At 61.0% G+C, this 24,560-nt stretch carries 29 protein-coding genes; 15 read left to right on the top strand and 14 right to left on the bottom strand.

Annotation, left to right across the window (positions count from 1 at the left end; all coding sequences use genetic code 11):
- Positions 1 to 12 precede the first annotated feature (12 nt).
- Positions 13 to 807 (bottom strand): 5-oxoprolinase subunit PxpA, encoded by a 795-nt coding sequence (locus tag V3W40_RS25095; RefSeq protein ID WP_330215811.1) that lies wholly within the window; start codon positions 805 to 807, stop codon positions 13 to 15.
- 104 nt (positions 808 to 911) lie between these two features.
- Here V3W40_RS25095 and V3W40_RS25090 point away from each other — a divergent pair, with 104 nt between their 5' ends.
- On the top strand, positions 912 to 1,829 hold the full coding sequence (locus V3W40_RS25090; RefSeq protein ID WP_330215810.1) for a LysR family transcriptional regulator: 918 nt from the start codon (positions 912 to 914) through the stop codon (positions 1,827 to 1,829).
- Here the strand turns inward: V3W40_RS25090 and V3W40_RS25085 are convergent.
- Complete coding sequence (locus V3W40_RS25085) at positions 1,826 to 2,722, bottom strand: LysR family transcriptional regulator (RefSeq protein WP_115487112.1); 897 nt, start codon at positions 2,720 to 2,722, stop codon at positions 1,826 to 1,828. The genes V3W40_RS25090 and V3W40_RS25085 overlap by 4 nt on opposite strands.
- 107 nt (positions 2,723 to 2,829) lie before the next feature.
- Here V3W40_RS25085 and V3W40_RS25080 point away from each other — a divergent pair, with 107 nt between their 5' ends.
- Entirely contained in the window at positions 2,830 to 3,588 is a 759-nt protein-coding gene (locus V3W40_RS25080) for an SDR family NAD(P)-dependent oxidoreductase (protein WP_065925264.1), read from the top strand.
- On the opposite strand, the gene V3W40_RS25075 is transcribed toward V3W40_RS25080, so the two are convergent.
- Positions 3,487 to 3,999 carry a multidrug/biocide efflux PACE transporter gene (locus V3W40_RS25075; protein ID WP_330215809.1) on the bottom strand — a complete coding sequence of 171 codons (513 nt, stop codon included), beginning with the start codon at positions 3,997 to 3,999 and terminating at the stop codon, positions 3,487 to 3,489. The genes V3W40_RS25080 and V3W40_RS25075 overlap by 102 nt on opposite strands.
- Before the next feature lie 88 nt (positions 4,000 to 4,087).
- On the opposite strand from V3W40_RS25075, the gene V3W40_RS25070 reads away from it, so the two are divergent.
- The gene (locus tag V3W40_RS25070) at positions 4,088 to 4,942 is read left to right on the top strand and encodes a LysR family transcriptional regulator (RefSeq protein ID WP_065925265.1); all 855 of its coding nucleotides are present in this window, start codon (positions 4,088 to 4,090) and stop codon (positions 4,940 to 4,942) included.
- 3 nt (positions 4,943 to 4,945) lie between these two features.
- Here the strand turns inward: V3W40_RS25070 and V3W40_RS25065 are convergent, their stop codons facing one another.
- Genes V3W40_RS25065 through V3W40_RS25050 form a run of 4 tightly spaced genes read right to left on the bottom strand, consistent with a single transcriptional unit; the run spans position 4,946 to position 7,486 of the window.
- Positions 4,946 to 6,169 carry an RNA polymerase sigma factor gene (locus V3W40_RS25065; protein ID WP_330215808.1) on the bottom strand — a complete coding sequence of 408 codons (1,224 nt, stop codon included), beginning with the start codon at positions 6,167 to 6,169 and terminating at the stop codon, positions 4,946 to 4,948.
- On the bottom strand, positions 6,166 to 6,645 hold the full coding sequence (locus V3W40_RS25060) for an SRPBCC family protein (RefSeq protein ID WP_065925267.1): 480 nt from the start codon (positions 6,643 to 6,645) through the stop codon (positions 6,166 to 6,168). The genes V3W40_RS25065 and V3W40_RS25060 overlap by 4 nt, the downstream gene beginning before the upstream one ends.
- A gap of 34 nt (positions 6,646 to 6,679) precedes the next feature.
- Positions 6,680 to 7,024, bottom strand: coding sequence for a YciI family protein (locus V3W40_RS25055; protein ID WP_330215807.1), 345 nt, complete (start codon positions 7,022 to 7,024; stop codon positions 6,680 to 6,682).
- A gap of 42 nt (positions 7,025 to 7,066) precedes the next feature.
- Positions 7,067 to 7,486 (bottom strand): YybH family protein, encoded by a 420-nt coding sequence (locus tag V3W40_RS25050; RefSeq protein WP_330215806.1) that lies wholly within the window; start codon positions 7,484 to 7,486, stop codon positions 7,067 to 7,069.
- 145 nt (positions 7,487 to 7,631) lie between these two features.
- On the opposite strand from V3W40_RS25050, the gene V3W40_RS25045 reads away from it, so the two are divergent.
- From V3W40_RS25045 to V3W40_RS25035, 3 genes are read left to right on the top strand one after another with little or no spacing between them, the layout of a single operon-like run.
- Positions 7,632 to 8,141 carry a GNAT family N-acetyltransferase gene (locus V3W40_RS25045; RefSeq protein WP_330215805.1) on the top strand — a complete coding sequence of 170 codons (510 nt, stop codon included), beginning with the start codon at positions 7,632 to 7,634 and terminating at the stop codon, positions 8,139 to 8,141.
- 47 nt (positions 8,142 to 8,188) lie between these two features.
- The gene (locus tag V3W40_RS25040) at positions 8,189 to 8,443 is read left to right on the top strand and encodes a helix-turn-helix domain-containing protein (RefSeq protein ID WP_330215804.1); all 255 of its coding nucleotides are present in this window, start codon (positions 8,189 to 8,191) and stop codon (positions 8,441 to 8,443) included.
- Positions 8,436 to 9,644 (top strand): type II toxin-antitoxin system HipA family toxin, encoded by a 1,209-nt coding sequence (locus V3W40_RS25035; protein ID WP_330215803.1) that lies wholly within the window; start codon positions 8,436 to 8,438, stop codon positions 9,642 to 9,644. The genes V3W40_RS25040 and V3W40_RS25035 overlap by 8 nt, the downstream gene beginning before the upstream one ends.
- 41 nt (positions 9,645 to 9,685) lie before the next feature.
- Here V3W40_RS25035 and V3W40_RS25030 read toward each other — a convergent pair whose 3' ends face one another.
- A complete protein-coding gene (locus tag V3W40_RS25030; protein ID WP_092488900.1) occupies positions 9,686 to 10,165 on the bottom strand; it encodes a GyrI-like domain-containing protein in 480 nt (159 codons plus the stop codon).
- A gap of 196 nt (positions 10,166 to 10,361) precedes the next feature.
- Here V3W40_RS25030 and alaC point away from each other — a divergent pair, with 196 nt between their 5' ends.
- Positions 10,362 to 11,573 carry an alanine transaminase gene (alaC, locus tag V3W40_RS25025; protein ID WP_330215802.1) on the top strand — a complete coding sequence of 404 codons (1,212 nt, stop codon included), beginning with the start codon at positions 10,362 to 10,364 and terminating at the stop codon, positions 11,571 to 11,573.
- Between the two features lie 95 nt (positions 11,574 to 11,668).
- Here the strand turns inward: alaC and V3W40_RS25020 are convergent, their stop codons facing one another.
- Both V3W40_RS25020 and V3W40_RS25015 read right to left on the bottom strand, forming a co-directional pair.
- A complete protein-coding gene (locus tag V3W40_RS25020) occupies positions 11,669 to 13,021 on the bottom strand; it encodes a GntP family permease (protein ID WP_092488902.1) in 1,353 nt (450 codons plus the stop codon).
- Positions 13,022 to 13,105: 84 nt separating this feature from the next.
- Complete coding sequence (locus V3W40_RS25015; RefSeq protein WP_027605613.1) at positions 13,106 to 13,639, bottom strand: gluconokinase; 534 nt, start codon at positions 13,637 to 13,639, stop codon at positions 13,106 to 13,108.
- Positions 13,640 to 13,851: 212 nt separating this feature from the next.
- Between V3W40_RS25015 and V3W40_RS25010 the strand changes: the two genes are divergently transcribed.
- From V3W40_RS25010 to V3W40_RS24980, 7 genes are all read left to right on the top strand, one after another.
- Positions 13,852 to 14,883 carry a LacI family DNA-binding transcriptional regulator gene (locus V3W40_RS25010; RefSeq protein WP_176719700.1) on the top strand — a complete coding sequence of 344 codons (1,032 nt, stop codon included), beginning with the start codon at positions 13,852 to 13,854 and terminating at the stop codon, positions 14,881 to 14,883.
- An 89-nt stretch (positions 14,884 to 14,972) separates the two neighbouring features.
- Positions 14,973 to 15,605, top strand: a complete 633-nt coding sequence (locus V3W40_RS25005; RefSeq protein ID WP_065925277.1) for a glutathione S-transferase family protein — start codon at positions 14,973 to 14,975, stop codon at positions 15,603 to 15,605.
- 10 nt (positions 15,606 to 15,615) lie between these two features.
- A complete protein-coding gene (locus V3W40_RS25000; RefSeq protein WP_065947862.1) occupies positions 15,616 to 16,353 on the top strand; it encodes an NAD-dependent epimerase/dehydratase family protein in 738 nt (245 codons plus the stop codon).
- A gap of 12 nt (positions 16,354 to 16,365) precedes the next feature.
- Positions 16,366 to 17,775, top strand: a complete 1,410-nt coding sequence (locus tag V3W40_RS24995) for an MFS transporter (protein ID WP_065947863.1) — start codon at positions 16,366 to 16,368, stop codon at positions 17,773 to 17,775.
- 133 nt (positions 17,776 to 17,908) lie between these two features.
- Positions 17,909 to 18,409 carry a hypothetical protein gene (locus V3W40_RS24990; protein ID WP_065925280.1) on the top strand — a complete coding sequence of 167 codons (501 nt, stop codon included), beginning with the start codon at positions 17,909 to 17,911 and terminating at the stop codon, positions 18,407 to 18,409.
- Between the two features lie 287 nt (positions 18,410 to 18,696).
- Complete coding sequence (locus V3W40_RS24985) at positions 18,697 to 19,134, top strand: GNAT family N-acetyltransferase (protein ID WP_065925281.1); 438 nt, start codon at positions 18,697 to 18,699, stop codon at positions 19,132 to 19,134.
- Between the two features lie 60 nt (positions 19,135 to 19,194).
- Positions 19,195 to 20,013: a class I SAM-dependent methyltransferase gene (locus tag V3W40_RS24980; protein WP_315872389.1), complete on the top strand. Its 819-nt coding sequence runs from the start codon at positions 19,195 to 19,197 to the stop codon at positions 20,011 to 20,013.
- Positions 20,014 to 20,052: 39 nt separating this feature from the next.
- On the opposite strand, the gene def is transcribed toward V3W40_RS24980, so the two are convergent.
- The 3 genes from def to V3W40_RS24965 form a co-directional block, all read right to left on the bottom strand.
- Entirely contained in the window at positions 20,053 to 20,592 is a 540-nt protein-coding gene (gene def, locus V3W40_RS24975; protein ID WP_065925282.1) for a peptide deformylase, read from the bottom strand.
- 3 nt (positions 20,593 to 20,595) lie between these two features.
- Positions 20,596 to 21,546, bottom strand: coding sequence for a YihY/virulence factor BrkB family protein (locus V3W40_RS24970; protein WP_027605604.1), 951 nt, complete (start codon positions 21,544 to 21,546; stop codon positions 20,596 to 20,598).
- A gap of 166 nt (positions 21,547 to 21,712) precedes the next feature.
- Complete coding sequence (locus V3W40_RS24965; RefSeq protein WP_016973106.1) at positions 21,713 to 21,898, bottom strand: CsbD family protein; 186 nt, start codon at positions 21,896 to 21,898, stop codon at positions 21,713 to 21,715.
- Positions 21,899 to 22,099: 201 nt separating this feature from the next.
- Between V3W40_RS24965 and V3W40_RS24960 the strand changes: the two genes are divergently transcribed.
- A complete protein-coding gene (locus tag V3W40_RS24960) occupies positions 22,100 to 22,477 on the top strand; it encodes a hypothetical protein (RefSeq protein ID WP_027605603.1) in 378 nt (125 codons plus the stop codon).
- A 55-nt stretch (positions 22,478 to 22,532) separates the two neighbouring features.
- Here V3W40_RS24960 and fadD1 read toward each other — a convergent pair whose 3' ends face one another.
- The gene (fadD1, locus tag V3W40_RS24955; RefSeq protein ID WP_027605602.1) at positions 22,533 to 24,224 is read right to left on the bottom strand and encodes a long-chain-fatty-acid--CoA ligase FadD1; all 1,692 of its coding nucleotides are present in this window, start codon (positions 24,222 to 24,224) and stop codon (positions 22,533 to 22,535) included.
- Positions 24,225 to 24,560: the final 336 nt, after the last annotated feature.

The following is a 24,560-nucleotide window of genomic DNA, read 5'->3' as shown; positions in this document are numbered from 1 at the left end:
ATTTCAGGGCCGCTACGCGCCCCAACGCGGGGCAAGCCCGCTCGCCACAGAAAGCCCATTCGTCACCACGATGCCCGCCTGGTCCAACGCTTCACGGGTGGCCTCCACCAACTCCAGCGCGCCGGGGGTGTCGCTGTGCAGGCAGATGGAGTCGAATTCAATAAACAGGTCTTCGCCTTCTACGGTACGCACCAGCCCCGCCTGACACGCCCGTAGGACACGGGCCGCGACCGTGGCCGGATCCAGCGCACGTACGTTGCGGGTAAACACAATGGAGCCGGTGAGATCGTACTCACGGTCGGCATAGAATTCGCGCACCACCGGTTGCCCGAGTTCCTTGGCCACGCGCCAGATCACCGAGTTGGGCATGCAGTACAGCAACAGCGTCGGCTCGATGATTTGCAGGTTTTGTACCAGCAGGCGCGCGGCTTCTTCGTCGCGGGCCAGGTGCATGTAGAGCGCGCCGTGGGGCTTGATATGTTGCAGGGTCATGCCCTGGGCGCGGGCGATTTCGCGCAGGGCACCCAGTTGATAGAGCATGTCGTCCACCAGTTCCTGGGCCGGCGCATTGATATGCCGACGACCGAAGCCCACAAGGTCGCGAAAGCCCGGATGCGCACCGATGGCCACGCCCAATTGCTTGGCACGCGCGACGGTGCGGCGCATGGTGCCGGGGTCGCCGGCATGGAAGCCGGTGGCGATATTGGCCGAGCTGATATAGGCCATCAGCTCCGCGTCGACGCCGTCGCCGATGGTCCAGGGACCGAAGCCTTCGCCCATGTCTGAATTGAAATCCACTGCCTGCATCGGGGACGCTCCGCCAAAAGGTGATGCTCGAAAGTAGGCTGCGGCTTGACCCCTTGGGAAGATCTATTATCAGATGGCTCATCTTCTGAAAATCAGATAAAGCCATGTCCCTGACCTTGCGCCAAATCCGCTACTTCGTCGCCACTGCCGAAATCGGCCAGATTTCCCAGGCGGCGATTCACCTGAACATCTCCCAGTCAGCCGTGACCACGGCGATCAAGGAGCTGGAAGCCCTGCTCGGCGTGCAGCTGTTTGTGCGCTCGGCCCAGGGCATGAACCTCACCGATGCCGGGCGGCACTTTCTCAACCGCGCCTACGTGATTGTGCGCAGTGTCGACGACGCGCTGAACAGCCCGTTGCCCGACTACCGCGCCAGCGGCGTGCTGCGGCTGGCGGCCAGCTACACGGTGCTGGGTTACTTCCTGCCGCACCACCTGCAGCGCATGGAGCACTGGCACCCGGATGTGACCCTGGAGGTGTTCGAGCAGGAGCGCCAGGCCATCGAACAGGGCCTGCTCGATGGCCAGTTCGACATGGCCGTGGTCCTCACTGCGAACCTCACCCACCCGGCGATCGTCTCGGAAATCCTGTTCAACTCGGAACGTCGTTTATGGCTGCCCAGCCATCACCCATTATGCGAACGCGGTGCGGTGAGCCTGGCGGATGTGGCGCAGGAGCCGTACATCCTGCTCACCGTCGATGAGGCCGAACACAGCGCCATGCGGTACTGGGAACAGGCCGGGCAAACGCCCAAGGTGCGGCTGCGCACCAGTTCGGTGGAGGCGGTGCGCAGCATGGTTGCCAATGGCAGCGGCGTGGCGATCCTGTCGGACCTGGTGCACCGGCCCTGGTCGCTGGAAGGCAAGCGCATCGAAACCCTGACCGTCACCGACCCCGTCACGCCCATGAGCGTCGGCCTGGCCTGGCACCGCGAACGCGGCTTTACCCCGGCAATGCAGGCGTTTCGCGATTACTTCCACGACGCCTTCCTGGCGCCGCAACAGCTGTCGGCGCGGCGTTAAAGCTGCGAATGCAGAATGGCCGCCAGCCAGTCCATGAACACCCGCACCCGCAGCGGCAAATGCCGCTGCCCGGCGTAGAGCAGGGACACATCCAGCGGCGGGGCCGGATAGTCCGGCAGGACCGCCACCAGTTCACCGCTGGCCAATTCGTCCCCCATGCCCAGGGCCGGCACCTGAATAATCCCGAAACCGCCCAGGCAGGCCGACTTGTAGCCATCGGTGCTGTTGACCGTGACCCGACCGGCCATGGGGACGCGCAGCACCTTGTTGCCCTGCACGTATTCAAACCCCGCCGAACGTGAACCCAACGGCCGCACGTAATGCACCAGGTGATGGTCGGCCAGGTCGGCCAGTGTCCGGGGCACGCCGTAGCGTTGCAGGTAGGTGGCGCTCGCGCAGTTGATCATCGGCATGCTGCACAGCAGCCGCGCCACCACGCTCTGGTCCGGCTGCGCGCCCACGCGCAGCACGCAATCGAAGCCTTCGGCGAGCAGGTCGACCTGGCGGTCGGTGGTGCTGATCTCCAGTTCGATCAGCGGGTGTGCGTCCATAAACTGCGGCAGACGCGGCAGGATCAAGTCCCGCGCCATCATGTTGGGCATGTCCACCCGAATCCGCCCGGCCAGTTGCGCTTCGTCCTGGCGAAACAGCCCTTCCAACTCCTCCATGTGCGCGAGCAAATCCTTGCTGCGCTCATACAGCACGCGGCCATCCTGGGTGGCCTGCACCTTGCGCGTGGTGCGCTGCAACAGGCGGGCGCCGAGCAGCTCTTCCAGCGCCTGCACATGTTCCGACACCGTGGAGCGCGGCAGGCCCAGGCTCTCGCCGGCGCCAGTGAAACTCGACAGTTCGGTGACGCGCACGAAGGTGCGCAACAGCTCCAGTTTATTCATGGGGATTGTTCGCCTTATTCGGCCAGTGATTCCGGCATAGCGCTGTTTATCACGTTACGACCGGACAAATACACTGCTTCCCACACTCAATCACCGAGGACATCACCATGACCCGTAAAATCGCAGTGATCACCGGAGCCAGCCGTGGCCTGGGCAAAAACACCGCCCTGCACCTGGCGGCACAAGGCGTCGACATCATTGGCACTTACCACAGCAAGGCCGATGAAGCGCAGGCATTGGTCGCACAGATCGAACAACTGGGCGGCCGTGCCGCGATGCTGAAACTGGACGTGAGCCAGAGCGCGACGTTCGCTGATTTCGTCGGTGAGGTTGCTGGCGTACTCAAGGACGTTTTCGCACAGGACCGCTTCGATTTTCTGATCAACAACGCCGGTATCGGCATTCACGCCAGCTTCGCCGAGACCACCGAAGCGCAGTTCGATCAATTGGTGGCGATCCAATTCAAGGGTCCGTTTTTCCTGACCCAACAGCTGTTGCCGTTGATCCGCGACGGCGGGCGCATCGTCAATATTTCCAGTGGCCTGGCGCGCTTCAGCCTGCCCGGCTACGCCGCTTACGCCGCCATGAAAGGCGCGATGGAAGTGCTGACCCGCTACCAGGCCAAAGAGCTGGGCGGCCGTGGCATCAGCGTCAACATCCTGGCCCCCGGCGCCATTGAAACCGACTTCGGCGGTGGTGCCGTGCGCGACAACGCCAACCTCAACGCCATGGTCGCCAGCAATACCGCCTTGGGCCGCGCCGGGTTACCGGACGATATCGGCGGCGCGATTGCCAGCCTGCTCGCCGACGGTAGTGCCTGGATCACCGGCCAACGTATCGAGGCGTCGGGCGGCATGTTTCTGTAGGAGCTTGTCACGCAGTACGTCATACCCCCAGTGATACACATAGGTGTACGGCAGGAAAAACAGCAGTACGCCTATGTCGAGGATAAACGCCTGCACCAAGCTGATGTTCAGCCAGGCGGCAATCAGCGGCACACACACCAGGATCAACCCACCTTCAAACATCAAGGCATGCAGCACGCGGGTCCAGCCGTTGCTGGCCAGTTGCAGGCGCGTCTTGAGGCGGTCGAACAGGCCGTTGAAAATCACGTTCCAGGCCAGCGCCAACAGGCTGATCGCCAGGGTGACCATGCCCATCTCCAAGGCAGGCTTGTCCATGATCCACGCCAGCAACGGGGTGCAGATCAACAACGCCAGGGCTTCGAAACCAATGGCCTGGCAAACGCGTTCAGTAATCGACTTGGTAGGGTTCATGAGCCGGCTCCGTGAGTGACGATGGTTGTCATCATTAGCCTTTGACTCGATACTTCATAACCAATAACCATCGATCAAGGCGATAGTCATGGCTTCTAACGAAGTGCTGCAGGCGTTTGTGCAGGCGGCCACCCAAGGCTCGTTTTCGGCGGCGGCGCGCAAGCTCGGCAAGAGCCAGTCCACCGTCAGCGCGGCCGTGGCGAGCCTGGAGATTGACCTGGATGTGGTGCTGTTCGATCGCAGCAGCCGCAAGCCGACGCTGACGCCGGCGGGCCATGTGTTGCTGCAACGCGCCGAGCAGGTGCTGGAGGCCAGCAGCCGGCTGGAATTGGCGGCGAGTCAGTTGGCCCAGGGGTTGGAGCCGAAGCTGAGTATCGCCATGTCCGATACCTACCAGTCCGACCGTTTCGAAGTCGCCCTCAGCGCCTTTGAACAGCGCTACCCGGACCTGGAGCTGGAATGCCTGATCGCCGAGTGCGAAGACCTGATCGCCCTGGTCCAAAGCGGCCGCGCGCAGATTGCGTTTATTGAACACCAGGAAGAGTATCCGCCAGACCTGACCCGCGCCCCCGTGGACGAGCGCACGGAAATTGCCCTGTTCGTGTCACCCAGACATCCGCTGGCGGGCGTCGGTACCCTCACCGCGCACACCCTGCAACAGCACCGCGAATTGCGTCTGGCCAGCATCATCAACCCGAACGAAACTCGCGCCAATGGCCGTGTGTGGTCGGCCCCCAGTTACCTGATGCTGTTGGAAATGGCCCAGTTGGGGTTTGGCTGGGCACCGATTCCGCGCTGGCTGGTGGAGCGCTTTGGTGGGGGGCAGTTGGTCGAACTCAAGGCACGCGGTTGGCCGCGCTCGGTGGCGGTGGATGCACTGTGGTCACGGCATCATCCGCCAGGGCCGGCGGGGAGTTGGTTGTTGGGGAAGATGCTGGAGTGATCCTCATTGCTTGGGAAGATTGAGTTCGGCCAGGCGGTGTTTGAGGAAGCGTTTTTCCGGGATCTGCTGGGTCAGCGACAAGGCTTTTTCGTAGGCTGCCCGGGCCTCTTCCACCCGCCCCAACTGCCGGCAAAACTCGCCCCGCGCCGAATGCGCCAGGTGGTAATCCAGCAACTCCCCGCGCGCCAGAATACCTTCCACCAACTGCAACCCTGCCAGCGGCCCTTCGCCCATGGCCACCGCCACGGCGCGGTTCAACTCGATCACCGGCGACGGCGCGGCACTGAGCAACACATCGTAGAGCCCGATAATCTGCAGCCAATCCGTTTCCCCGGCCCTGGGTGCCTCGGCATGTACCGCCGCAATCGCCGCCTGCAGGCAATACGGACCAAAACCCCGCTGGGTCAGTGCCCGTTCCACCAGCGCGCAACCTTCAGCCATCAAGCCCCCATCCCACCGCGAACGATCCTGCTCATCCAACAACACCAACTCGCCGCTGGCCGAGGTGCGCGCCGCGCGGCGGGACTCGTGCAACAGCATCAGCGCCAGCAGGCCCATCACTTCCGGCTCCGGCAGCAACTCCAGCAGCAGGCGGCCGAGGCGAATGGCTTCGCGGGTCAGTTCCTCGCGCGTGAGGTCCGCGCCCATGGACGCCGAATAGCCTTCATTGAAAACCAGGTAAATCACGCGCAGTGCGCTATCGAGGCGTTCGGGCAGCTCGGCCAGCGACGGCACCTGATAAGGGATTTTGGCCTCGCGAATCTTGCCCTTGGCGCGCACGATGCGCTGGGCGATGGTAGCGGGGGTGGCCAGAAAGGCGCGGGCGATTTCCTCGGTGGTGAGGTCGCAGATCTCACGCAAGGTCAGCGCCGCCTGGGCGTCGGCCGCCAACGCTGGGTGGCAGCAGGTGAAGATCAGGCGCAGGCGGTCGTCTTCCACGTCCTCAACGCTCCAGTCGGCGGCTTCCAGTGTGTCGGCCTGCGCCTGCAACAAGGGCGCAAAACGGGCTTGGCGGCGCAGGCGGTCGATGGCCTTGAAGCGTCCGGTCGACACCAGCCAGGCCCGTGGGTTGTCCGGCACGCCCTCTTGCGGCCAGCGCTCGACCGCGACGAAGAACGCCTCGTGCAAGGCTTCTTCGGCGAGGTCGAAATCCCCCAGCAGGCGGATCAGGGTGGCGAGGACGCGCCGGGACTCACTGCGGTAGATCGCCTCGATGGGAGGCGTCAATCGCGCATGCCCTGGGTCACCAGCGTCACCAGGCGGTCCAGGCTCTGGCCCCAGCCGTCGTGAAAGCCCATGGCTTCGTGGGCCTGCTTGTCTTCGGCGCTCCAGTGCATGGCGCGGGCGGTATAGAGGGTCTTGCTACCCTCGACTTCCTGCAGCGTCACTTCGGCGGTCATGAACGGTTTGCCCGAAGGGATCCAGCCCGGCGTATAGGCGTCGGTAAACACCAGGCGCCGAGGGGCGACGATTTCCAGGAACACGCCCTGGGTCGGGTACTCACTGCCATCCGGCGCACGCATCAGGGTGCGAAACAGCCCGCCGACCCACAGGTTCATTTCGCACTCGGGGGTAGTCATGCCGTGGGGGCCCCACCATTGTTGCAACAACGCGGGTTCGGTCCAGGCGCGGAACACCCGGCTGCGCGGCGCATCGATCACGCGGCTGATGGACAGTTCAAATTCGGCAGGTTGCGTAGGCATGGCTAAACCTCCTCAAGTCTTATGGTTGTTGTGTTCAGAGATTCAATTGGCGCACAGGGCGCACTTCCACACTGCCGACCCGGGCGGCCGGAATCCCACCGGCCACCTGGATCGCTTCATTCAAGTCGCGCGCCTCGATCAGGTAGAACCCGGCGAGCTGTTCCTTGGTTTCGGCAAACGGCCCGTCGGTGATCGATAGCTTGCCGTTGCGCATGCGCACCGTGGTGGCACTGCTTACCGATTCCAACGGCTCAGCGGCGAGCATCCGGCCGCTGTCCTGGATGGCCTGCGCGTAGGCAAGACACTCCGGGTCTGCGGGGCTGTCCGGCGAGGTGTGCAGCACCTGTTCGTTGCTGTAGATCAGGCAGAGGTATTTCATGTGCGTCTCCGTTTTCGGACTATTGACTATAGTTCGCGGCGCTCAAGGTTTCAGGTCGAACAGCGCCGTGCCGCTTTCCATATCGAACGGCGCCGACCAATGCTCATGCACCACCTTCCAGTCGCCGTTAAAACGTTGATAACCGGCCGTCACCCGCATCCAGCAGGCCTTCACTTCACCGTCCGGCCCGGCGCCGCCGCAGTGGGCCAGCCAATGGGCGAATGCGCTGTCCTGGGACTCGACGATGCGCAATTCGTGGAGCTCGAAAATACCCGGGCCGGGACAGTGCTCCATGCAGGCTTCCCAGTGCGCGCGATAGGCCGCCTTGCCTTTGAACTGCAGCGCGGTCACGGCGTCGAACGAGACGATATCGTCGGCGTAATAGCTGACAATCTGCTCGATATTCCGCGAAAGCACGGCTCGCTTCCATTCTTCGATCAGGGTGTTGATTGCGGTACTCATGGCGATACTCCTTCGGGTTGGAAAATCACGGAAGACACTCTTAGTCGAACGGCCTGCGGGCAAATCGACAGTCCGTTGAAAAATAATGTCGTCCAGCACAAAACCGCTAGACTGCGCCCTTCTTTGCAGCTGTTCGGACACGCCGATGCAAACCCGCCTTGTCGCCTACGAGACGCTGAATGCTGTGCAACAACAGCAGGTCAGCGCCATCGAAGTTCACCCTGAACAGCTGCCGTTTTGCGGCGACATGTATTGCGCCCTCAATTCGCTCCTGGCCAAGCCCAGCCCCGGCGTCAAAGGCTTTGCCCTGCTGGCCGACGACAGTCCGGTAGCCTTCCTCCTGCTTAAACGCCCGCCCTGCCTGCCCCACTGGGCCGATGAACACAGCGCAACGCTGCATGCGTTGCAGGTGGATCGGCGGCAGCAAGGGCGTGGATTCGGCAAAGCGTGCTTGCAGGCGCTGCCGGCAGCGGCATTGCAGGCGTGGCCGCAGATCAAGGCGCTGGAGTTGTCGGTGGACACGCACAATGTGGCGGCGATGGGGTTGTATCTGGGCGCAGGATGGGTGGACAGCGGGGAGGCGTATAAGGGGCGGGGTGGGTATGAGCGGAGGTTGAGGTGGGTGTTGGGTCGAAGCGGTCTTGACTTACTTTAAATGTAACGTATACATAACTTCCAATTAAAAAGTAATGAATATATGACATGGACATTTCGGTTATCACTCAGCGACTGGGCAGCCAAATTCGCGCCATGCGACTTAACCGTGGCTATAAACAAGCGGATCTGGCGAAACTTGCAGGGGTTACCCGGCAGAAGCTGATAGAAGTCGAACAAGGCAGCCTCTCGGTCTCAATGAATGCCTATGCCCGAGTGATCGCCGCCTTGGGCAGCGAATTCAAATTAGTGCCTGTGACCATGCCGACCCTGGAGGAACTGGAGGACTTGTTCAATGATTAGCCCCCATTTACGCGTTCATACCCCTCAAGGTAAAAGCGGCAGCGTGTTGATGAGTGCCAACGACTATTTGTTCCGCTACGGCGAAAACCTGCGGGCACAAACCGCAGTCAGCCTGACGATGCCCGTTCGCGCCGAAGAATATCGCCGCCGAGAACTTCACCCCATCTTCCAGATGAACCTGCCGGAAGGCTACGTTCTGGAGCAATTGCGCAATCGCCTCGCCAAGACGGTCAAGGTCGATCCGATGTTGTTGCTGGCACTCTCGGGCAGCAGTGCACCGATTGGTAGGGTGTTTGTGTCTTCGGATCAAGTAAACGACCTGATCCTGCGCAACAGCCCTCCCTCCAACGGAGAAAACCTCAACGAAATTCTTGCCTGGGACGGCGCGGAGGATCTGTTCCTCGAACTGGTGGATCGCTACATCCTGCGAGCAGGTATTTCTGGCGTGCAGCCCAAAGTACTGGTGCCGGAAAAACCGCAGGCATCCGCGCAGAAATTCACGTCGAAAACCAACGACCTGATTATCAAAAGCGGGCGCGATGAGTTTCCGGGGTTGGCCATCAATGAGTACCTGTGCATGTCCATCGCCCGGGATGCAGGCTTGCCGGTGCCACCGTTTTACCTGTCGCAGAATCATAAGCTGTTCATCATGCGGCGCTTTGATCGGGACGAGCAGCTCAACCCGCTGGGTTTCGAAGACATGACCACCTTGATGGGCCTGTCTGCGGAGCAGAAGTACACCAAGAGTTACGCAGCGATCGCCAAGGCCGTACGCGTGTTCTGCGCCCCAGAACATCAACGCAGCTCGCTCGATCAATTGTTCGACAGCGTGGCACTGAGCTGCATAGTGGGTAATGGCGACGCTCACTTGAAGAACTTCGGCGTGCTCTATAGCGACCCGCTGAAATCGGATACCCGGCTGGCACCGGTATACGACATTGTGAACACCACCGCCTATCTCCCTGAGGACTCACTGGCACTGGACCTGTCCGGCAACAAATCATTGTTTGCCGCACGCCTGGGCATCCTGGAATTTGCAAGAACCTGCGAAATTGAAAATCCCGAAGCGCGCATTCAGGCACTCCTTCAAACCCTGGAAGCCGTGCTCAAGCGCGAAGACGATTACTGCCGGCTGGCCCCTGATGTAGCGAAAGCCATACGTCAATCTGCGCAGGGCTATCACCTCAGCTTTGGTGGCTGAACGTCCTGTGGTTGCGGCGAGACAAGCGTTCAGCCAGTGGGTTACTTGTGTTCCACGGGCAACCAGATCTCCACCGTCCCCGTCCCCTTGCGCCCATCAAAGTCCGCGCTGTACCGCTCGAAATCCGCCCCCGCCACCTTGTAGCCCGAGTGCGGCAACCACTCGAACATGATGCGCTCATAGGTCTGCTCCAGTGCCTGCACCGGGCCATAGTGCGGGAACACGGCGTAGTGGTGCGCAGGCAGTTCGACGGACTCGAAGTTGCTCGGCACATCGCTTTTGGACGGTACTTCCACCCCGGCCATGTAATCGAACTCACCGTGGCTGGGGTTATGGCAAACGCCGTAGGTCACCCCGCCGACGCGTTTCTTGATGTGTTTTACGCTTTCGTCGAACACGCTCCACAACTTGGGGATATCCCCCACGGTAGCCTTCGAATAACGCCCTTGCACCCCGGCGATCACCAGGGCCTTGCCCTCTTCCATGCGTGGCTCTAACGGTTGTTTTGTCTGCTGATCCATACGAACAGTCTCCTTCTTATGAGGGAACAAACCCGTATCGAGTATAGGGGCATATCCTTGCAGTACTCCATGCAGAAAATTTTCCTACGTATCTGGACAACTGGCCATCATCGACCGTATTGTCTGCTCCGCAGGCCACCGCAGTGGCCGACGTCGCTCGGACGGTTCCGGGCGCTTACGTACTCTCGAGGCAACAATGGCAGACCTTGGTTCGCCGCGCCGCTTTGCGCGCATAGATCGACTCCCCCCTTACGTTTTCAATATCACTGCCGAGCTGAAGATGGCTGCGCGTCGGCGCGGCGAAGACATCATCGACTTGAGCATGGGTAACCCCGACGGCGCCACGCCTCCCCATATCGTGGAGAAGATGGTCACCGTCGCCCAGCGTGAAGACACCCACGGCTATTCCACCTCCAAAGGCATTCCGCGTCTGCGCCGGGCAATTTCGCGCTGGTACAAGGATCGCTACGCAGTGGACATCGACCCCGAGACCGAAGCCATCGTGACCATCGGTTCCAAGGAAGGCCTGGCGCATCTGATGCTGGCCACCCTGGACCAGGGCGATACGGTGCTGGTGCCCAACCCGAGCTACCCGATTCATATCTACGGTGCCGTGATTGCCGGCGCCCAGGTGCGTTCGGTGCCACTGATTCCAGGCGTGGACTTCTTCGCCGAGCTGGAACGGGCGATCCGCGGCTCGATCCCCAAGCCGAAGATGATGATCCTCGGCTTCCCGTCCAACCCCACCGCGCAGTGCGTGGAGCTGGATTTCTTCGAACGGGTGATCGCCCTGGCCAAGCAGTACGATGTGCTGGTGGTGCATGACCTGGCCTACGCCGACATCGTCTACGACGGCTGGAAAGCCCCGTCGATCATGCAGGTGCCGGGGGCCAAGGACATTGCGGTGGAGTTTTTCACCCTGTCCAAGAGCTACAACATGGCCGGCTGGCGCATCGGTTTCATGGTGGGCAACCCGGAACTGGTCAACGCCCTGGCGCGGATCAAGAGCTACCACGACTATGGCACCTTCACCCCGCTGCAAGTCGCCGCGATTGCCGCGCTGGAAGGCGACCAACAGTGTGTGAAGGACATCGCCGAGCAGTACCGCCAGCGCCGCAATGTGCTGGTCAAGGGCCTGTATGAGCTGGGCTGGATGGTGGAGAACCCCAAGGCGTCGATGTACGTCTGGGCGAAGATTCCCGAGGCGTATGCCGCCATGGGTTCGCTGGAGTTTGCCAAGAAGCTGCTGCTGGAAGCGAAGGTCTGTGTGTCGCCGGGGATTGGTTTTGGTGAGTATGGCGACGATCACGTGCGCTTTGCGCTGATCGAGAACCAGGACCGGATTCGCCAGGCGGTGCGCGGGATTCGCGGGATGTTCCGGGCGGATGGGTTGGTCACTAAAGCCTGACCCGATCCACCTGAACAAATGTGGTCAAAATGTGGGAGGGGCTTGCCCCCTCCCACAGTTGCATTGGGTTTTCACCCTTGCTGCCGGTGTGTCGGTTAGACCACCAACGACAGCAGCATGATAAAGATCAACGCCACAATGGACAGGATGGTCTCCATCGCAGTCCAGGTCTTGAAGGTCTCGGCCACGGTCATGTTGAAGTACTGCTTCACCAGCCAGAACCCCGCATCGTTGACGTGCGACAGGATCAACGAACCCGCCCCCGTCGCCAACACCAGCAACTCACGGTTAACCCCCGGAATCATCCCCACCACCGGCACCACGATGCCCGCGCCGGTAATGGTCGCCACGGTGGCCGAACCGGTCGCCACACGAATTACCGCCGCCACCAGCCACGCCAGCAGGATCGGGTTGATCTGTGCGTTCACCGCCATGTGGCCGATCACGTCACCCACGCCGCTGGTCACCAGCATCTGCTTGAAGCCACCACCGGCACCGATGATCAGGATGATCGCGGCGGTCGGCGCAAGGCTGGCGTCGAGCAGCTTGAGGATCTGCTTGGAATGGATGCCCTGGCGACTGCCAAAGGTGTACAGCGACAGCAGCAACGCCAGCAGCAAGGCGGTGATCGGGTGACCGATCATGTCCATCCAGTTGCGCACCACGTTGCCTTCGGCAAAGGCGATGTCGGCGAAGGTTTTGAGCAGCATCAGGAACACCGGCAGCAGCACGGTGACCAGGGTGATACCGAAGCTCGGCAGGTTTTTGTTCTCAGGCTCGCGGGCCAGTTGGTCGACCAGTTCCTGGGACGGGTTGCCCGGGATGTACTTGGCGATAAACGTACCGAAGATCGGGCCGGCGATAATGGCCGTCGGCAGCGCGACGATCAGGCCGTACAGGATGGTCTTGCCGATGTCGGCACCAAACACGCCGATGGCCAGCAGCGGGCCCGGGTGCGGCGGCACCAGGCCGTGGACTGCCGACAGGCCGGCGAGCAGCGGGATGCCGATCTTGATCAGCGACACGCCGGTGCGGCGCGCAACGATAAACACCAGCGGGATCAGCAGTACAAAGCCGATCTCGAAGAACAACGGAATGCCCACCAGGAATGCGGCGAACATCATGGCCCACTGGACCTTGTCCTTGCCAAAGGCGCGGATCAGGGTCTGGGCGATCTGATCGGCACCGCCGGATTCGGCCATCATCTTGCCGAGCATGGTGCCCAGCGCGAGGATGATGCCGACAAAGCCAAGCACCCCGCCGAAACCGTCCTGGAACGCCTTGATGATCTTGTCCACCGGCATGCCCGAGGTCAGGCCAAGGAAGCCGGCCGCGATGATCAGCGCAATAAATGGGTGAACCTTGAAGCGGGTGATCAAGACGATCAGCCCGATGATGGTAACGACTGCATCTAACAGCAGGTACGACTCGTGGGACATGCCAAACATGGGGGGTCTCTCCTGTTTGTTGTTGTTATTAAAGCGGGTGTTGAATTTCCTGCCGGGGATAGCGCTATCTTTTCCGGCAAAAAATCAGTTGGATGGTTCAAAACCGTGTGTCAGCCACCAGGCGTTGGTCTGCCTGGCCAACTCCTCGACGCTGTCTTCGCTGGCGTTGAGGGCCAGGGTCAGCGGCTCGCCCTTGGGCGATTCAAGGGTGGCGAACTGGCTGTCGATGAGGCTGGCCGGCATGAAATGGCCGGGACGATGGGACACGCGGTCGGCGGCGACTTCGCGGGTCAGCTCCAGGAATACAAAGCCCAGGCCCGGCGCGGCTTCGCGTAGGTGGTCGCGGTATTTCTTTTTCAGCGCGGAGCAGGTGAGTACCGGATGTTCACCGGCTTTGAGCGAACGGCGCAGTTCATCGCACAGGATGTCGAGCCAACCGGCGCGGTCGTCGTCGTTGAGGGGGTGGCCGGCGCTCATCTTTTCGATGTTCGCGGCGGGGTGAAAGCTGTCGCCTTCAATGGCGGTGGCACCGTTCAGGCGGCACAGGGCCTCGCTGACGCTGGTCTTGCCACAGCCGGCAACACCCATGATGACCAGGGCGGTAACAGGTTGACTCATGGAACACCTCAAGACGCAGATAGCGCTACCTTTGCACGCCGTGAGGCGAGTGCAAAAACAGGCTTTTCCCGCGCCGTCTTGTCATTTTTATGGAGTGACGCGTGCATCCGCTCCAATCATTTGAACCGGATCAGGCAACCCATAGTTCAATAATTTGCAGCCTTTTGGAGACAGCGCTACCTTAGTGCCTCGATTTTTGTTTGGCAAGCCGCCTGATGACCTCCAAGAACGATAAAAATACCCGCACCACCGGTCGCCCTACCCTCAACGAAGTTGCCCGCCTGGCCGGCGTCAGCCCGATTACCGCCTCCCGCGCGTTGCGCGGCATCAGCACCGTGGCCATCGAACTGGTGGAAAAAGTCCAGCACGCCGCTGCCGAACTCAACTACGTGGTCAACCCCGCCGCCCGTGCCCTGGCTTCGGCCCAGAGCCATTCGGTGGTAGTCCTGGTGCCGTCGTTGTCCAACCTGCTGTTTATCGAAACCCTCGAAGCCATCCACCAGGTGCTGCGGCCCAAGGGCTTTGAAGTGCTGATCGGCAACTCCCACTATTCGCGCGACGAAGAGGAAAACCTGCTGCGCAACTACATGGCCTATCAGCCACGCGGGTTGCTGCTGACCGGCTTCGATCGCACCGAAAGCGCCCGACGGATGGTCGAGGCCAGCAATGTGCCGTGTGTGTACATGATGGACCTGGACCCCAATGCCGGCGTGAACTGCGTGGGCTTCTCGCAGTTGGCGGCGGGTGAAACCGCGGCCGCACATTTGATCTCCCGTGGGCGCAAGCGCCTGGCGTACATCGGCGCGCAACTGGACCAACGCACCCTGCTGCGTGGCGAAGGCTTCCGCCGCGCGCTGCAACAGGCGGGCCTGTACGACCCGGCGCTGGAACTGCTGACACCACGCCCTTCCTCGGTGGGCCTGGGCGGCGAGTTGTTCCTGCAACTGCTGGCCGCCCATCCGGATGTGGATGCGATCTTCTTCGGCAACGACGACCTGGCCCAGGGCGCGCTGCTGGAAGCCATGCGCCACGGCATCAAAGTCCCAGAACGTGTCGCGGTGCTGGGCTTCAACGACTTGCCGGCGTCGTCCTTCATGGTGCCGCGCCTGAGCAGCATCAGCACGCCCAGGGAAGCGATCGGGCGGCGGGCGGCGGAGCATTTGTTGACGATCATGGCGGGCAACAGGATCGCCAAGCCGGTGGTGGATATGGGGTTTGAGTTGCAGGTTCGCGAGAGCACGTAGTCCCACATTTTAACCCCGCCCGCTCGGAGGCATCGCCGTAGCTTCTCCCTCCTGCTAGATTGGCTGTTCTCCATCGCAAGGAAAGCACCATGGCACATTCACTGAAAATCCTGGGTCGCACGTCCTCCATCAACGTGCGCAAAGTGCTCTGGACCTGCCAGGAACTGGGCATCGACTACGTGCGCGAAGACTGGGGCATCGGCTTCCAGCCCACCCAGTCCGCCGAATTCCTCGCCCTGAACCCCAATGCCCAGATACCGGTGCTGATCGACGACCACGGCGTGCTGTGGGAGTCCAATACCATCTGCCGCTACCTGGTGGGGCTTTACCAGCGCCACGACCTGCTGCCCATCGAGCCCGCCCCACGCGCCCGGGTCGAGCAGTGGATCGACTGGCAGGCCGTCGAGCTCAACCGTGCCTGGGGCGATGCCTTCACCGCCCTGGTACGCAATAACCCGGACGGCCTGGACGCGGCGCAGATTGAAGCCGCCGTGCAACGATGGAACGACAAGATGGGCATCCTCGAGCAACAACTGAGCAAAACCGGGGCCTTTGTTGCCGGCGATGAATTCACCCTCGCCGACATCCTGATCGGCCTCTCGGTGCACCGCTGGCAGATGACGCCCATGGCGCGCCCGGCCTACCCCGCCATTGCCGCCTACTACCAGCGCCTCGGCCAGCACCAGGGCTTCCAGCTATTCGCCCTCGACGGGCATAACTAAGGACATGCCCGTGAAAGGACTCAACGTACTGCTCACCGGCGCCTGCGGCAGAATCGGCAAGACGTTTTTCGAAGCCTCGAGAGACCGCTACCGTTTCACCCTCACCGACCGCATCGCGCCTGATTTCGACCTGGGCGAACACCGCTTCGTGCACGCCGACCTCAGCGACAAAGCCAGCCTCGCCAGCTTGCTCGAAGGCATCGATGTGATCGTGCACCTGTCGGGCATCCCCTACGCCAGCGCCACGTTCGACGAATTGCTGCCGAACAATATCCTCGCCACCACCTACCTGTTCGAAGCCGCCGTGGCGGCGGGTGTACAGCGCCTGGTGTTCGCCAGCAGCGCGCAAACCATCGAAGGCTACCCGGTAGACCGGCAGATCAGCCCAGGCATGCAGGTGATGCCGGCCAACCTGTATGGCGTGAGCAAATGCTACGGCGAAGCGCTGTGTGGCTACTACGCGGCGAAAACCCCGCTGTCGACGATTGCCCTGCGCATCGGCGCGTTCGAATTCGTTGAAACCCACGACCTGAACAACGCCCGCGACCTCAGCGCCTGGCTCAGCCCGCGGGATGCCGTGCAGCTGCTGCAGCGTGCAGTGGAGGCCGAGGGCGTGAAACACCTGATCGCCCATGGCATTTCCAATAACCGCTTCAAGCGCCTGGACCTGAGCGAAACCACGCGGGTGTTGGGTTACCATCCGCTGGACGATGCATTTCAGACCTTCGATATCCCCATCACTGACTGAGTTTTTCCCGCCATGCCTGCACTCCCTGCTACAGACGGCATCGACCCGATCCGCGCCGCCCATATCAGCGCGCGTATCGACCGCCTGCCCGCCGTCGCCACGGTCTGGCGCCTGGTGGCGCTGCTGTCGATCGGCGGTTTTTTCGAGCTGTATGACTTGTTCCAGACCGCCTACATCAGCCCCGGCCTGATCAGTGACGGGATTTTCCACACCGGCAGCGAGGGCGTGTTTGGCTTCTCCGACCAGGCGGCGTTCGCCTCGGCGACCTTCCTCGGCCTGTTCCTCGGCGCCAGCCTGCTCAGCCCCATCGCCGACCGCTTCGGGCGCCGGGCGATCTTCACCTTTGCCTTGATCTGGTACACCGTCGCCACGGTGTTGATGGGCATTCAGACGTCCGCGCTGGGCATCATCGGCATGCGTTTCCTGGTGGGCATCGGCCTGGGCATCGAGCTGGTGACCATCGACGCCTACCTATCGGAACTGGTGCCCAAGCGCATGCGCAGTTCGGCGTTCGCCTTTGCGTTTTTCATCCAGTTCCTGTCGGTGCCGGCCGTGGCATTGATGTCATGGTGGCTGGTGCCCCAGGCGCCGTTCGGGGTGTCGGGCTGGCGCTGGGTGGTGCTGAGCAGTGCGGTGTTTGCGCTGTTTATCTGGCAACTGCGCAAGCGCCTGCCGGAATCACCGCGCTGGCTGGCGCAGAAAGGCCGCTTCGAAGAAGCCGGCAGGATCATGGACACCCTGGAGGCACGCTGCCGGAAAGACCATGGCAAACCCCTGGATGAACCCGAACCCGAAACCGTCAGCGTGCAAGGCAGCGGCCGTTTTGCCGACATCTGGCAACCGCCATACCGCCGCCGCGCGTTGATGCTGATTGTGTTCCATGTGTTCCAGGCCATCGGCTTCTTTGGTTTCGGCAACTGGTTGCCGGCGCTGCTTTCGGGCCAGGGTGTCAGCGTGACCCACAGCTTGCTGTACGCCTTTATCATCACCCTCGCCTACCCGCTGGGGCCGTTGCTGTTTGTGAAGGTGGCCAACCGCTTCGAAAACAAATGGCAGATCGTCGGCTCCGCCATGGGTGCGGTGATCTTCGGCAGCCTGTTCGCCCTGCAAACCACGGCGGTGGGGCTGGTAATCTGCGGGGTGATGATCACCTTCTGCAACGCCTGGCTAAGCTTCAGTTACCACTCCTACCAGAGCGAGCTGTTCCCGACCAATATCCGCGCGCGGGCGGTGGGGTTCTGCTATTCGTTCAGCCGCTTGTCGACGGTGTTCAGCAGCCTGTTGATCGGTTTTATCCTCGAACACCTGGGCACACCCGGTGTGTTGGCGTTTATTGCCAGCAGCATGCTGATCGTGATGATCACCATCAGTTGGTTCGGCCCGCGTACGCGCAACCTGGCCTTGGAAAATATCGCCCATTGACGGCAACGGTTGGCCGCCTGCGGGACAATGTTTGCCGCGGCGGCCAGGCCAAATCCAGTCAAACCGGGGTTATCGGACCCGGCATGTTATTTGCTCCCGCTATGGCACCGAACATTTTCCCAGGTGACCGATCATGCTGGTTAACAACAACCCCCAAGCCGTGTCGACCCTTCAAAAGATCACGCGTCCCGACATGGACCCTGCCAACGCCGCCGCCAGCACGCTGTACAGCGGCGCCCTGCAAGCGGCGCAGCAAAGCGTGACCCTGCCGGCCGCGCAGAAGGATCTGGACAAGGCGGGCGATCGCATCGACGAAGCTTTCGCCAAGACCCGCGTGCAGTTGCAGGCCAGCACAGCGGCCACCACGGTGACGACGGATGTCCCCGCCACCAGCTCCGCCCGCACAGACTTCACCGATTACATGAGCAAAACCCCGGCCGAGCGTATCCGTGAGCAATTGCTCAAGGAACAAGGGTTGACCGAGGCGGATGTGCAGAACATGTCACAGGAAAAGCAGGACGCCATTTCCAAGCAAGTGGCCGAACGTTTGAAGCAGCAGCAAGAGCAGCAGGTAGCGGCGAAGACCACTGACCCGCAGGCGCAGGCAGTGAAGGAAACCCTGGCGGCGATCTAAGTCACAGGTGGGACGCCGAGCGTCCCTGGCGGCATTCCCACGCGGGTGCGTGGGAATGATCGTTAACTCAGTGACCGAACAGGCCTGTCTCGGTTTTCTTGGCTTTCTTGTCGGCGCGTTTTTCGTCGGCGGTCTTTGCCGGTTTCTTCTTCGCGGCTTTCTTTGAATCCATACCTTTGGCCATGATGCATGCTCCACTTACAGGGGATGTAACACTGGGTATACCACCTATTGCCGCACAGAAGGCGCTTATAATCCCCGGCCCTTGATTATGTTGCCCAAACACCATGCCCGAACTGCACATCGCCCCCCTGGCTGAGCCGCTATGGCCGCTGCTGAACAAGTTTTATCGCCGTCATGACTCACCGATGAAGGCACTCAAGGGCGGGCGTTTGTGGGTAGCGCGCGACAGCGAGATTGTCGCCGGTCTGTGCCTGACACCCGTGATCGGCGGACAGTGGTTGACCGGCGTGTTTGTCGACCCGGCGTATCGCGGCCAGGGGTTGGCGGGGCGATTGATAGCCGCGGCGGCGGCCGAGGTGCAAGGCACGCTGTGGTTGTTGTGCCATCCGGACCTGGAGGGTTTGTATCAGCGCATGGGTTTCACCCAGGACACGCTATTGCCGCAATCCCTCAGCGAGCGGCTGGTGCGCTACAAACGTAACAAACCGATGATCGCGATGGGCTTAGATCGTTTAGTGAGGTCGTCCTCGGATAATGTGTGATCGCCCCGCATGGGTCCCATGCTAGCCTCGGCGACACAGTGGCCCACTTTTCGGATGATCATGAAAGCGACCTTTGCAGCGCTGTCCCTTACCGCCCTCCTCGTTCCCACGTTCAGCCAGGCCGCCGACGCACCGATCAGCGCCCAGCAATACGCCAGCGTGTTGGCCGGCAACTGGCGCGACCCGGCCAACAGCGCCCGCGACGGCTATCGCCACCCGCAGCAGACCTTGGAATTCTTTGGCCTGCGCGCCAGGCAGACCGTGATCGAAATTACCCCAGGGGGCGGTTGGTACAGCGAACTGCTGGCACCGTTGCTCAAGGAGCACGGGCATTACATCGCCGCCGTACAAGCGCCGAGCAGCAGCGCCTATGCACGCACGTCCGAAGAGAACCTGAAAAACAAATTCGCCGCCGACCCTACGCGCTATGCCAAGGCAGACGTGGTCGAGTTCGACCCCAAGGCACCGGTGTTCGGCAAACCTGCTTCGGCGGACGCCGTGCTGACGTTCCGCAATGTGCATAACTGGGTGCTGGCCGATACCGCCGAGGCCACGTTCCACGCGTTCTACACGGTGTTGAAACCGGGTGGCGTGCTGGGTGTGGAAGATCACCGGGCCAAGGACGGGGCCGAGCTGGAGGCGATCAAGGACAGCGGTTACCTGACCACCGCCCAGGTGGTGAAACTGGCCACCGACGCGGGGTTCAAGCTGGCAGGCCAGAGCGAGGTCAACGCCAACCCGAAGGACACCAAGGATTATCCCGCCGGCGTGTGGACGTTGCCGCCGACGTTGAAATTGGGGGAGCAGGACAAGGCAAAATATGTGGCGATTGGCGAGTCAGACCGGATGACGTTGCGGTTCGTCAAACCGGCCAAATAACCTGGTCCCGCCCACATTTTGTTCTCAACGGGTCGGCGATTACTCGTCAGCGGTTGGGTCCATGTCGGGAAACATCACTTCAATAAAGCCGAACTTGCTGAAGTCGGTAATGCGCGAGGGGTAAAGCCGGCCGATCAGGTGATCGCATTCATGCTGCACCACCCGCGCGTGGAAGCCATCGGCAAAACGTACGATCGGCTCGCCCTTCGGATCAAACCCCTCGTAGCGAATCTGCTGGTAACGGTCCACCGCACCACGCAGTCCGGGCACCGACAGGCAGCCTTCATAGCCTTCTTCCCGCACCGGGCTGAGCGGCGTGATCAACGGGTTGATCAGGATGGTCTGCGGCACCGGCGGGGCATCCGGGTAGCGCTCGCTGGCTTCGAACCCAAAAATCACCAGTTGCAGGTCGACGCCAATCTGCGGCGCGGCCAGGCCGACGCCGCCCACGTGCTCCATGGTCTGGAACATGTCGTCGATCAATTGCCACAGCTCGGGGCTGTCGAACATTTCCGGCGGTACCGGTGGGGCGATACGCAGCAGGCGTTCATCGCCCATTTTCAGGATTTCACGGATCATCGATCAGACTTCATCGGTAGTGGGTTTGGAGTGGTCGCGGCCGAGGCCGGAGACATGTTGTTTTTCGTGCGCGGGCGCGGGCTCATCGAAATCCTTTGCGCCTGGCTCCTTGCCTTCGGCCGACATGTGCTCGATCACGGCATTCATCTCCGCCCCCAGCAACAGCACGGCGGCGGAAATGTAGAAGTACAGGAGCAACACGATGATCGCACCGATGCTGCCATACATGGCGTTGTAGTCAGCGAAGGTTTTGACGTAGTAGCCAAAACCGAGGGAGGCGACGATCCACACCACCACCGCAAGCACCGAACCTGGGGTAATAAAGCGAAATTTCTGCTCGACGTCCGGCATCACGTAATACATGAGGGCCACGGCAAACATCAGCAGGATCACGATCAGCGGCCATCGCACGATGGTCCACAAGGTCACCACGAATTCCTGCATACCGATCTGGCCGGCCAGCCATTCCATCACCTGTGGGCCGAGCACCATCAGCGCGGCGGCGGCCAGCAGCATGCCGGCGATGCCGATGGTGTAGAAAACCGACAGCGGGAAACGCTTCCAGATCGGCCGGCCTTCCACGACGTCGTACGCGGCGTTCATGGCGCTCATCATCAGGCGCACGCCAGCGGAGGCGGTCCAGAGGGCAATCACGATACCCACCGAGAGCAGGCCACCCTTGGATTGCTGCAACTGGTCGATCACCGGGTTGACCTGCTCCAGGGCCTGGGGCGGCAACACCAGCTCCGATTGCAGGCGCAGCCAGGTGAAAAAGTCCGGCAGGTGCAGGAAACCGATCAGGGCGATAAGGAACAGCAGGAAGGGAAATAACGAAAATAGCATCTGGTAGGCCAGTGCCGAGGCGTAGGTGGACATCTCGTCATCGACGAATTCCTTGACGGTGCGCACCAGCACTGTGTGGAGCTTGAGACCATCGAGAACCGGAAAAATCATAGCGTCTCCTTTCGCCGCAAAAAGGGGGTCGTGGGCGACTCAGGGGCCGTTTTCTACATCAAGGTAGCCTATTTGGCGACCTTGAAACAATTTCGAAACTTTAATCACTGCATGTGACATAAAAACGGCCATCCGTGGATGGCCGTCGGGCTGCACGATGGCAGTCTTACTTGGTCGCTTTTTTCACCGCGTCCTTGGTGTCGCCCACGGCTTTTTCAACCTGGCCTTTCTTTTCCTGCACGACGCCTTCAGCGCGCAGTTTGTCGTTGCCGGTGACTTTGCCGACGCCTTGCTTGATGTTACCGACGGCCTCGTCTTTCAAACCTTTTGCCTTATCCGCTGTGCTGCCCATGGTATTTCTCCGAAAGAACAATCAAAGGGTTTTGGTCATTACGTAGAGATTGACCCAAGGCCGTTCGGCAGAGTTTCAATTATTTTTCGCTGAACATTTCATCGCCAACGACAGGTTTGGCTTTATGTTTTGCAGCCAACCCACGAGAATGCCCGGCACATTCAGGCTCCAACGCTGAATAACAGATCCCGTAGGAAGGTTATGAAACTCAATAAAGCACAGGCCATCGCCCGCAGAAACCAGGAACTGGGCGGTGCCGTACTCGGCGTCAACAACTGCCACTTCACCGACCTGGACCGCAAACGCAACATCTGGTGGTTCGATCTGCCGGTGGGGCGTATTGCCGTCGGCCAGTACGAGTGGATTCACCTGTTGATGCACAACGCCGAGACCGACCAGCTGCTGCACCTGAAGGTGCCGACCGTGTTCCTGCGTGAAAAGCTCGAGGGGCTGGTGGTGCGCAATGCGGGCAAGCGCAAGCCGGAGATTACCCTGGAGCTGAGCGCGGATAAGGATTCGTTCTTGAAGGATGTGCGGCCGGCAGGTGCGGGTGTGAGCTTCGCGCAGTTCGCCGTGTAAGAACGCGGTCAAAAAAATGTGGGAGGGGGCAAGCCCCTCCCACATTTGGATCGGATTACTTTTTAAGACCGAGTTTCTTCAGTTCTTCATCGCGCAACTCGCGGCGCAGGATCTTGCCCACGTTGGTGGTCGGCAACGCATCGCGGAACTCCACGGCCTTGGGCACCTTGTAGCCGGTGACGTTGGCGCGCATGTGCTCCATGACCTGCTCCTTGGTCAGGGTGGCGCCCGGCTTGACCACGATGAAGAGCTTGATGTGTTCGCCGGATTTTTCATCCGGCACACCGATGGCCGCGCACTGCAGCACGCCCGGCAGGCCCGCCAGCACGTCCTCCAGCTCGTTGGGGTACACGTTGAAGCCGGAGACCAGGATCATGTCCTTCTTGCGATCGACGATGCGCATGTAGCCATCCGGCTGGATGATCGCGATGTCGCCGGTCTTCAGCCAGCCTTCGCTGTCTAGCATCTCGGCGGTGGCGTCTTCACGCTGCCAGTAGCCCTTCATCACCTGCGGGCCCTTGACGCACAATTCGCCGACTTCACCCAGGGCCAGCTCGACACCGTCGTCGGTGATGACCTTGCATAGGGTCGACGGCACCGGAATGCCGATGGTACCGATCTGGATATGCTGGATCGGGTTCACCGTGGCCACCGGGCTGGTTTCGGTCATGCCATAGCCTTCGCAGATGCCGCAACCGGTCACGGCTTTCCAACGCTCGGCCGCCGCCAGTTGCAGGGCCATGCCGCCCGACAGGGTGACTTTCAGCGCGGAGAAGTCCAGCTTGCGGAAGGCTTCGTTGTTGCACAGCGCCACGAACAGAGTGTTCAGGCCGACAAAGCCGCTGAACTTCCACTTCGACAGTTCCTTGACCATCGCCGGCAGGTCGCGCGGGTTGCTGATCAGGATGTTGTGGTTGCCGATCAGCATCATCGCCATGCAATGAAAGGTGAATGCATAGATGTGGTACAGCGGCAGCGGCGTGATCAGGATCTCGCAACCTTCATTGAGGTTGGAGCCCATCAGCGCCTTGCATTGCAACATGTTGGCGACCAGGTTGCGGTGGGTGAGCATCGCGCCCTTGGCCACGCCGGTGGTGCCACCGGTGTATTGCAATACGGCCACATCGCCGCTGGCCGGGCAGACTTCGTTGACCGCTTGCCCCTGGCCCTTGGCGAGTACGTCGTTGAACTTGATCGCCTTGGGCAAGTGATAGGCCGGGACCATTTTCTTCACGTACTTGATGACGCTGTTGATCAGCAGGCGCTTGAGCGGCGGCAACAGGTCGGCGACTTCGGTGACGATCACATGCTTGACGGCGGTCTTGGGCACGACCTTTTCCGCCAGGTGGGCCATGTTGGCCAGGCAGACCAGCGCCTTGGCGCCGGAATCATTGAATTGGTGTTCCATTTCCCGCGCGGTGTACAGCGGGTTGGTGTTGACCACGATCAGGCCGGCACGGATGGCACCGAACACGGCGACCGGGTATTGCAGGACGTTGGGCAACTGCACGGCAATGCGATCGCCGGGCTTCAAGTCGGTATGCTGTTGCAGGTACGCGGCGAAGGCGCCGGACAGTTCGTACAATTCACCGTAGGTGATCGTCTTGCCCAGGTTGCTGAAGGCCGGTTTGTTGGCGAAGCGCTGGCAGGACTGCTTCAATACCGCCTGAATATTCGGATACTCGTCTGGATTGATTTCTGCAGCAATCCCGGCGGGGTACTTATCCTTCCAAAAGTCTTCGTGCATGGAAGCCCACTCCTCAGCGACGCGAATTCATCATCGCATTTGATGCGATTATTATTGGTGTATGTTTTTTTTGGTGAATCTGGCGCTTTCAAGCAGGCCTAGACGTCACAAAGCGCGCCGAGAGTAGCAGCTTTGCCAAGGGCCGACTAGAGCCTAAAGAGGGCCCCGCAGTCATAATCACGACTGTCCTACAATATTTGGTCACACTTTAAACAGAAGTGAAATACCTTGATGAAAGGCTCTGGAATAAGGCCTTCAGGACGACGCACGACAAATGTGGGAGGGGGCAAGTCGAATCGTCGCACCGCCCCTCCCACATTTTTACCGCTTCTCACA

Origin of the sequence: Pseudomonas sp. AM8, from assembly GCF_036346475.1 — a bacterium.
In the GTDB taxonomy this organism is placed as follows: domain Bacteria; phylum Pseudomonadota; class Gammaproteobacteria; order Pseudomonadales; family Pseudomonadaceae; genus Aquipseudomonas; species Aquipseudomonas marginalis.
This window is presented reverse-complemented; position numbering and strand designations above follow the sequence as displayed.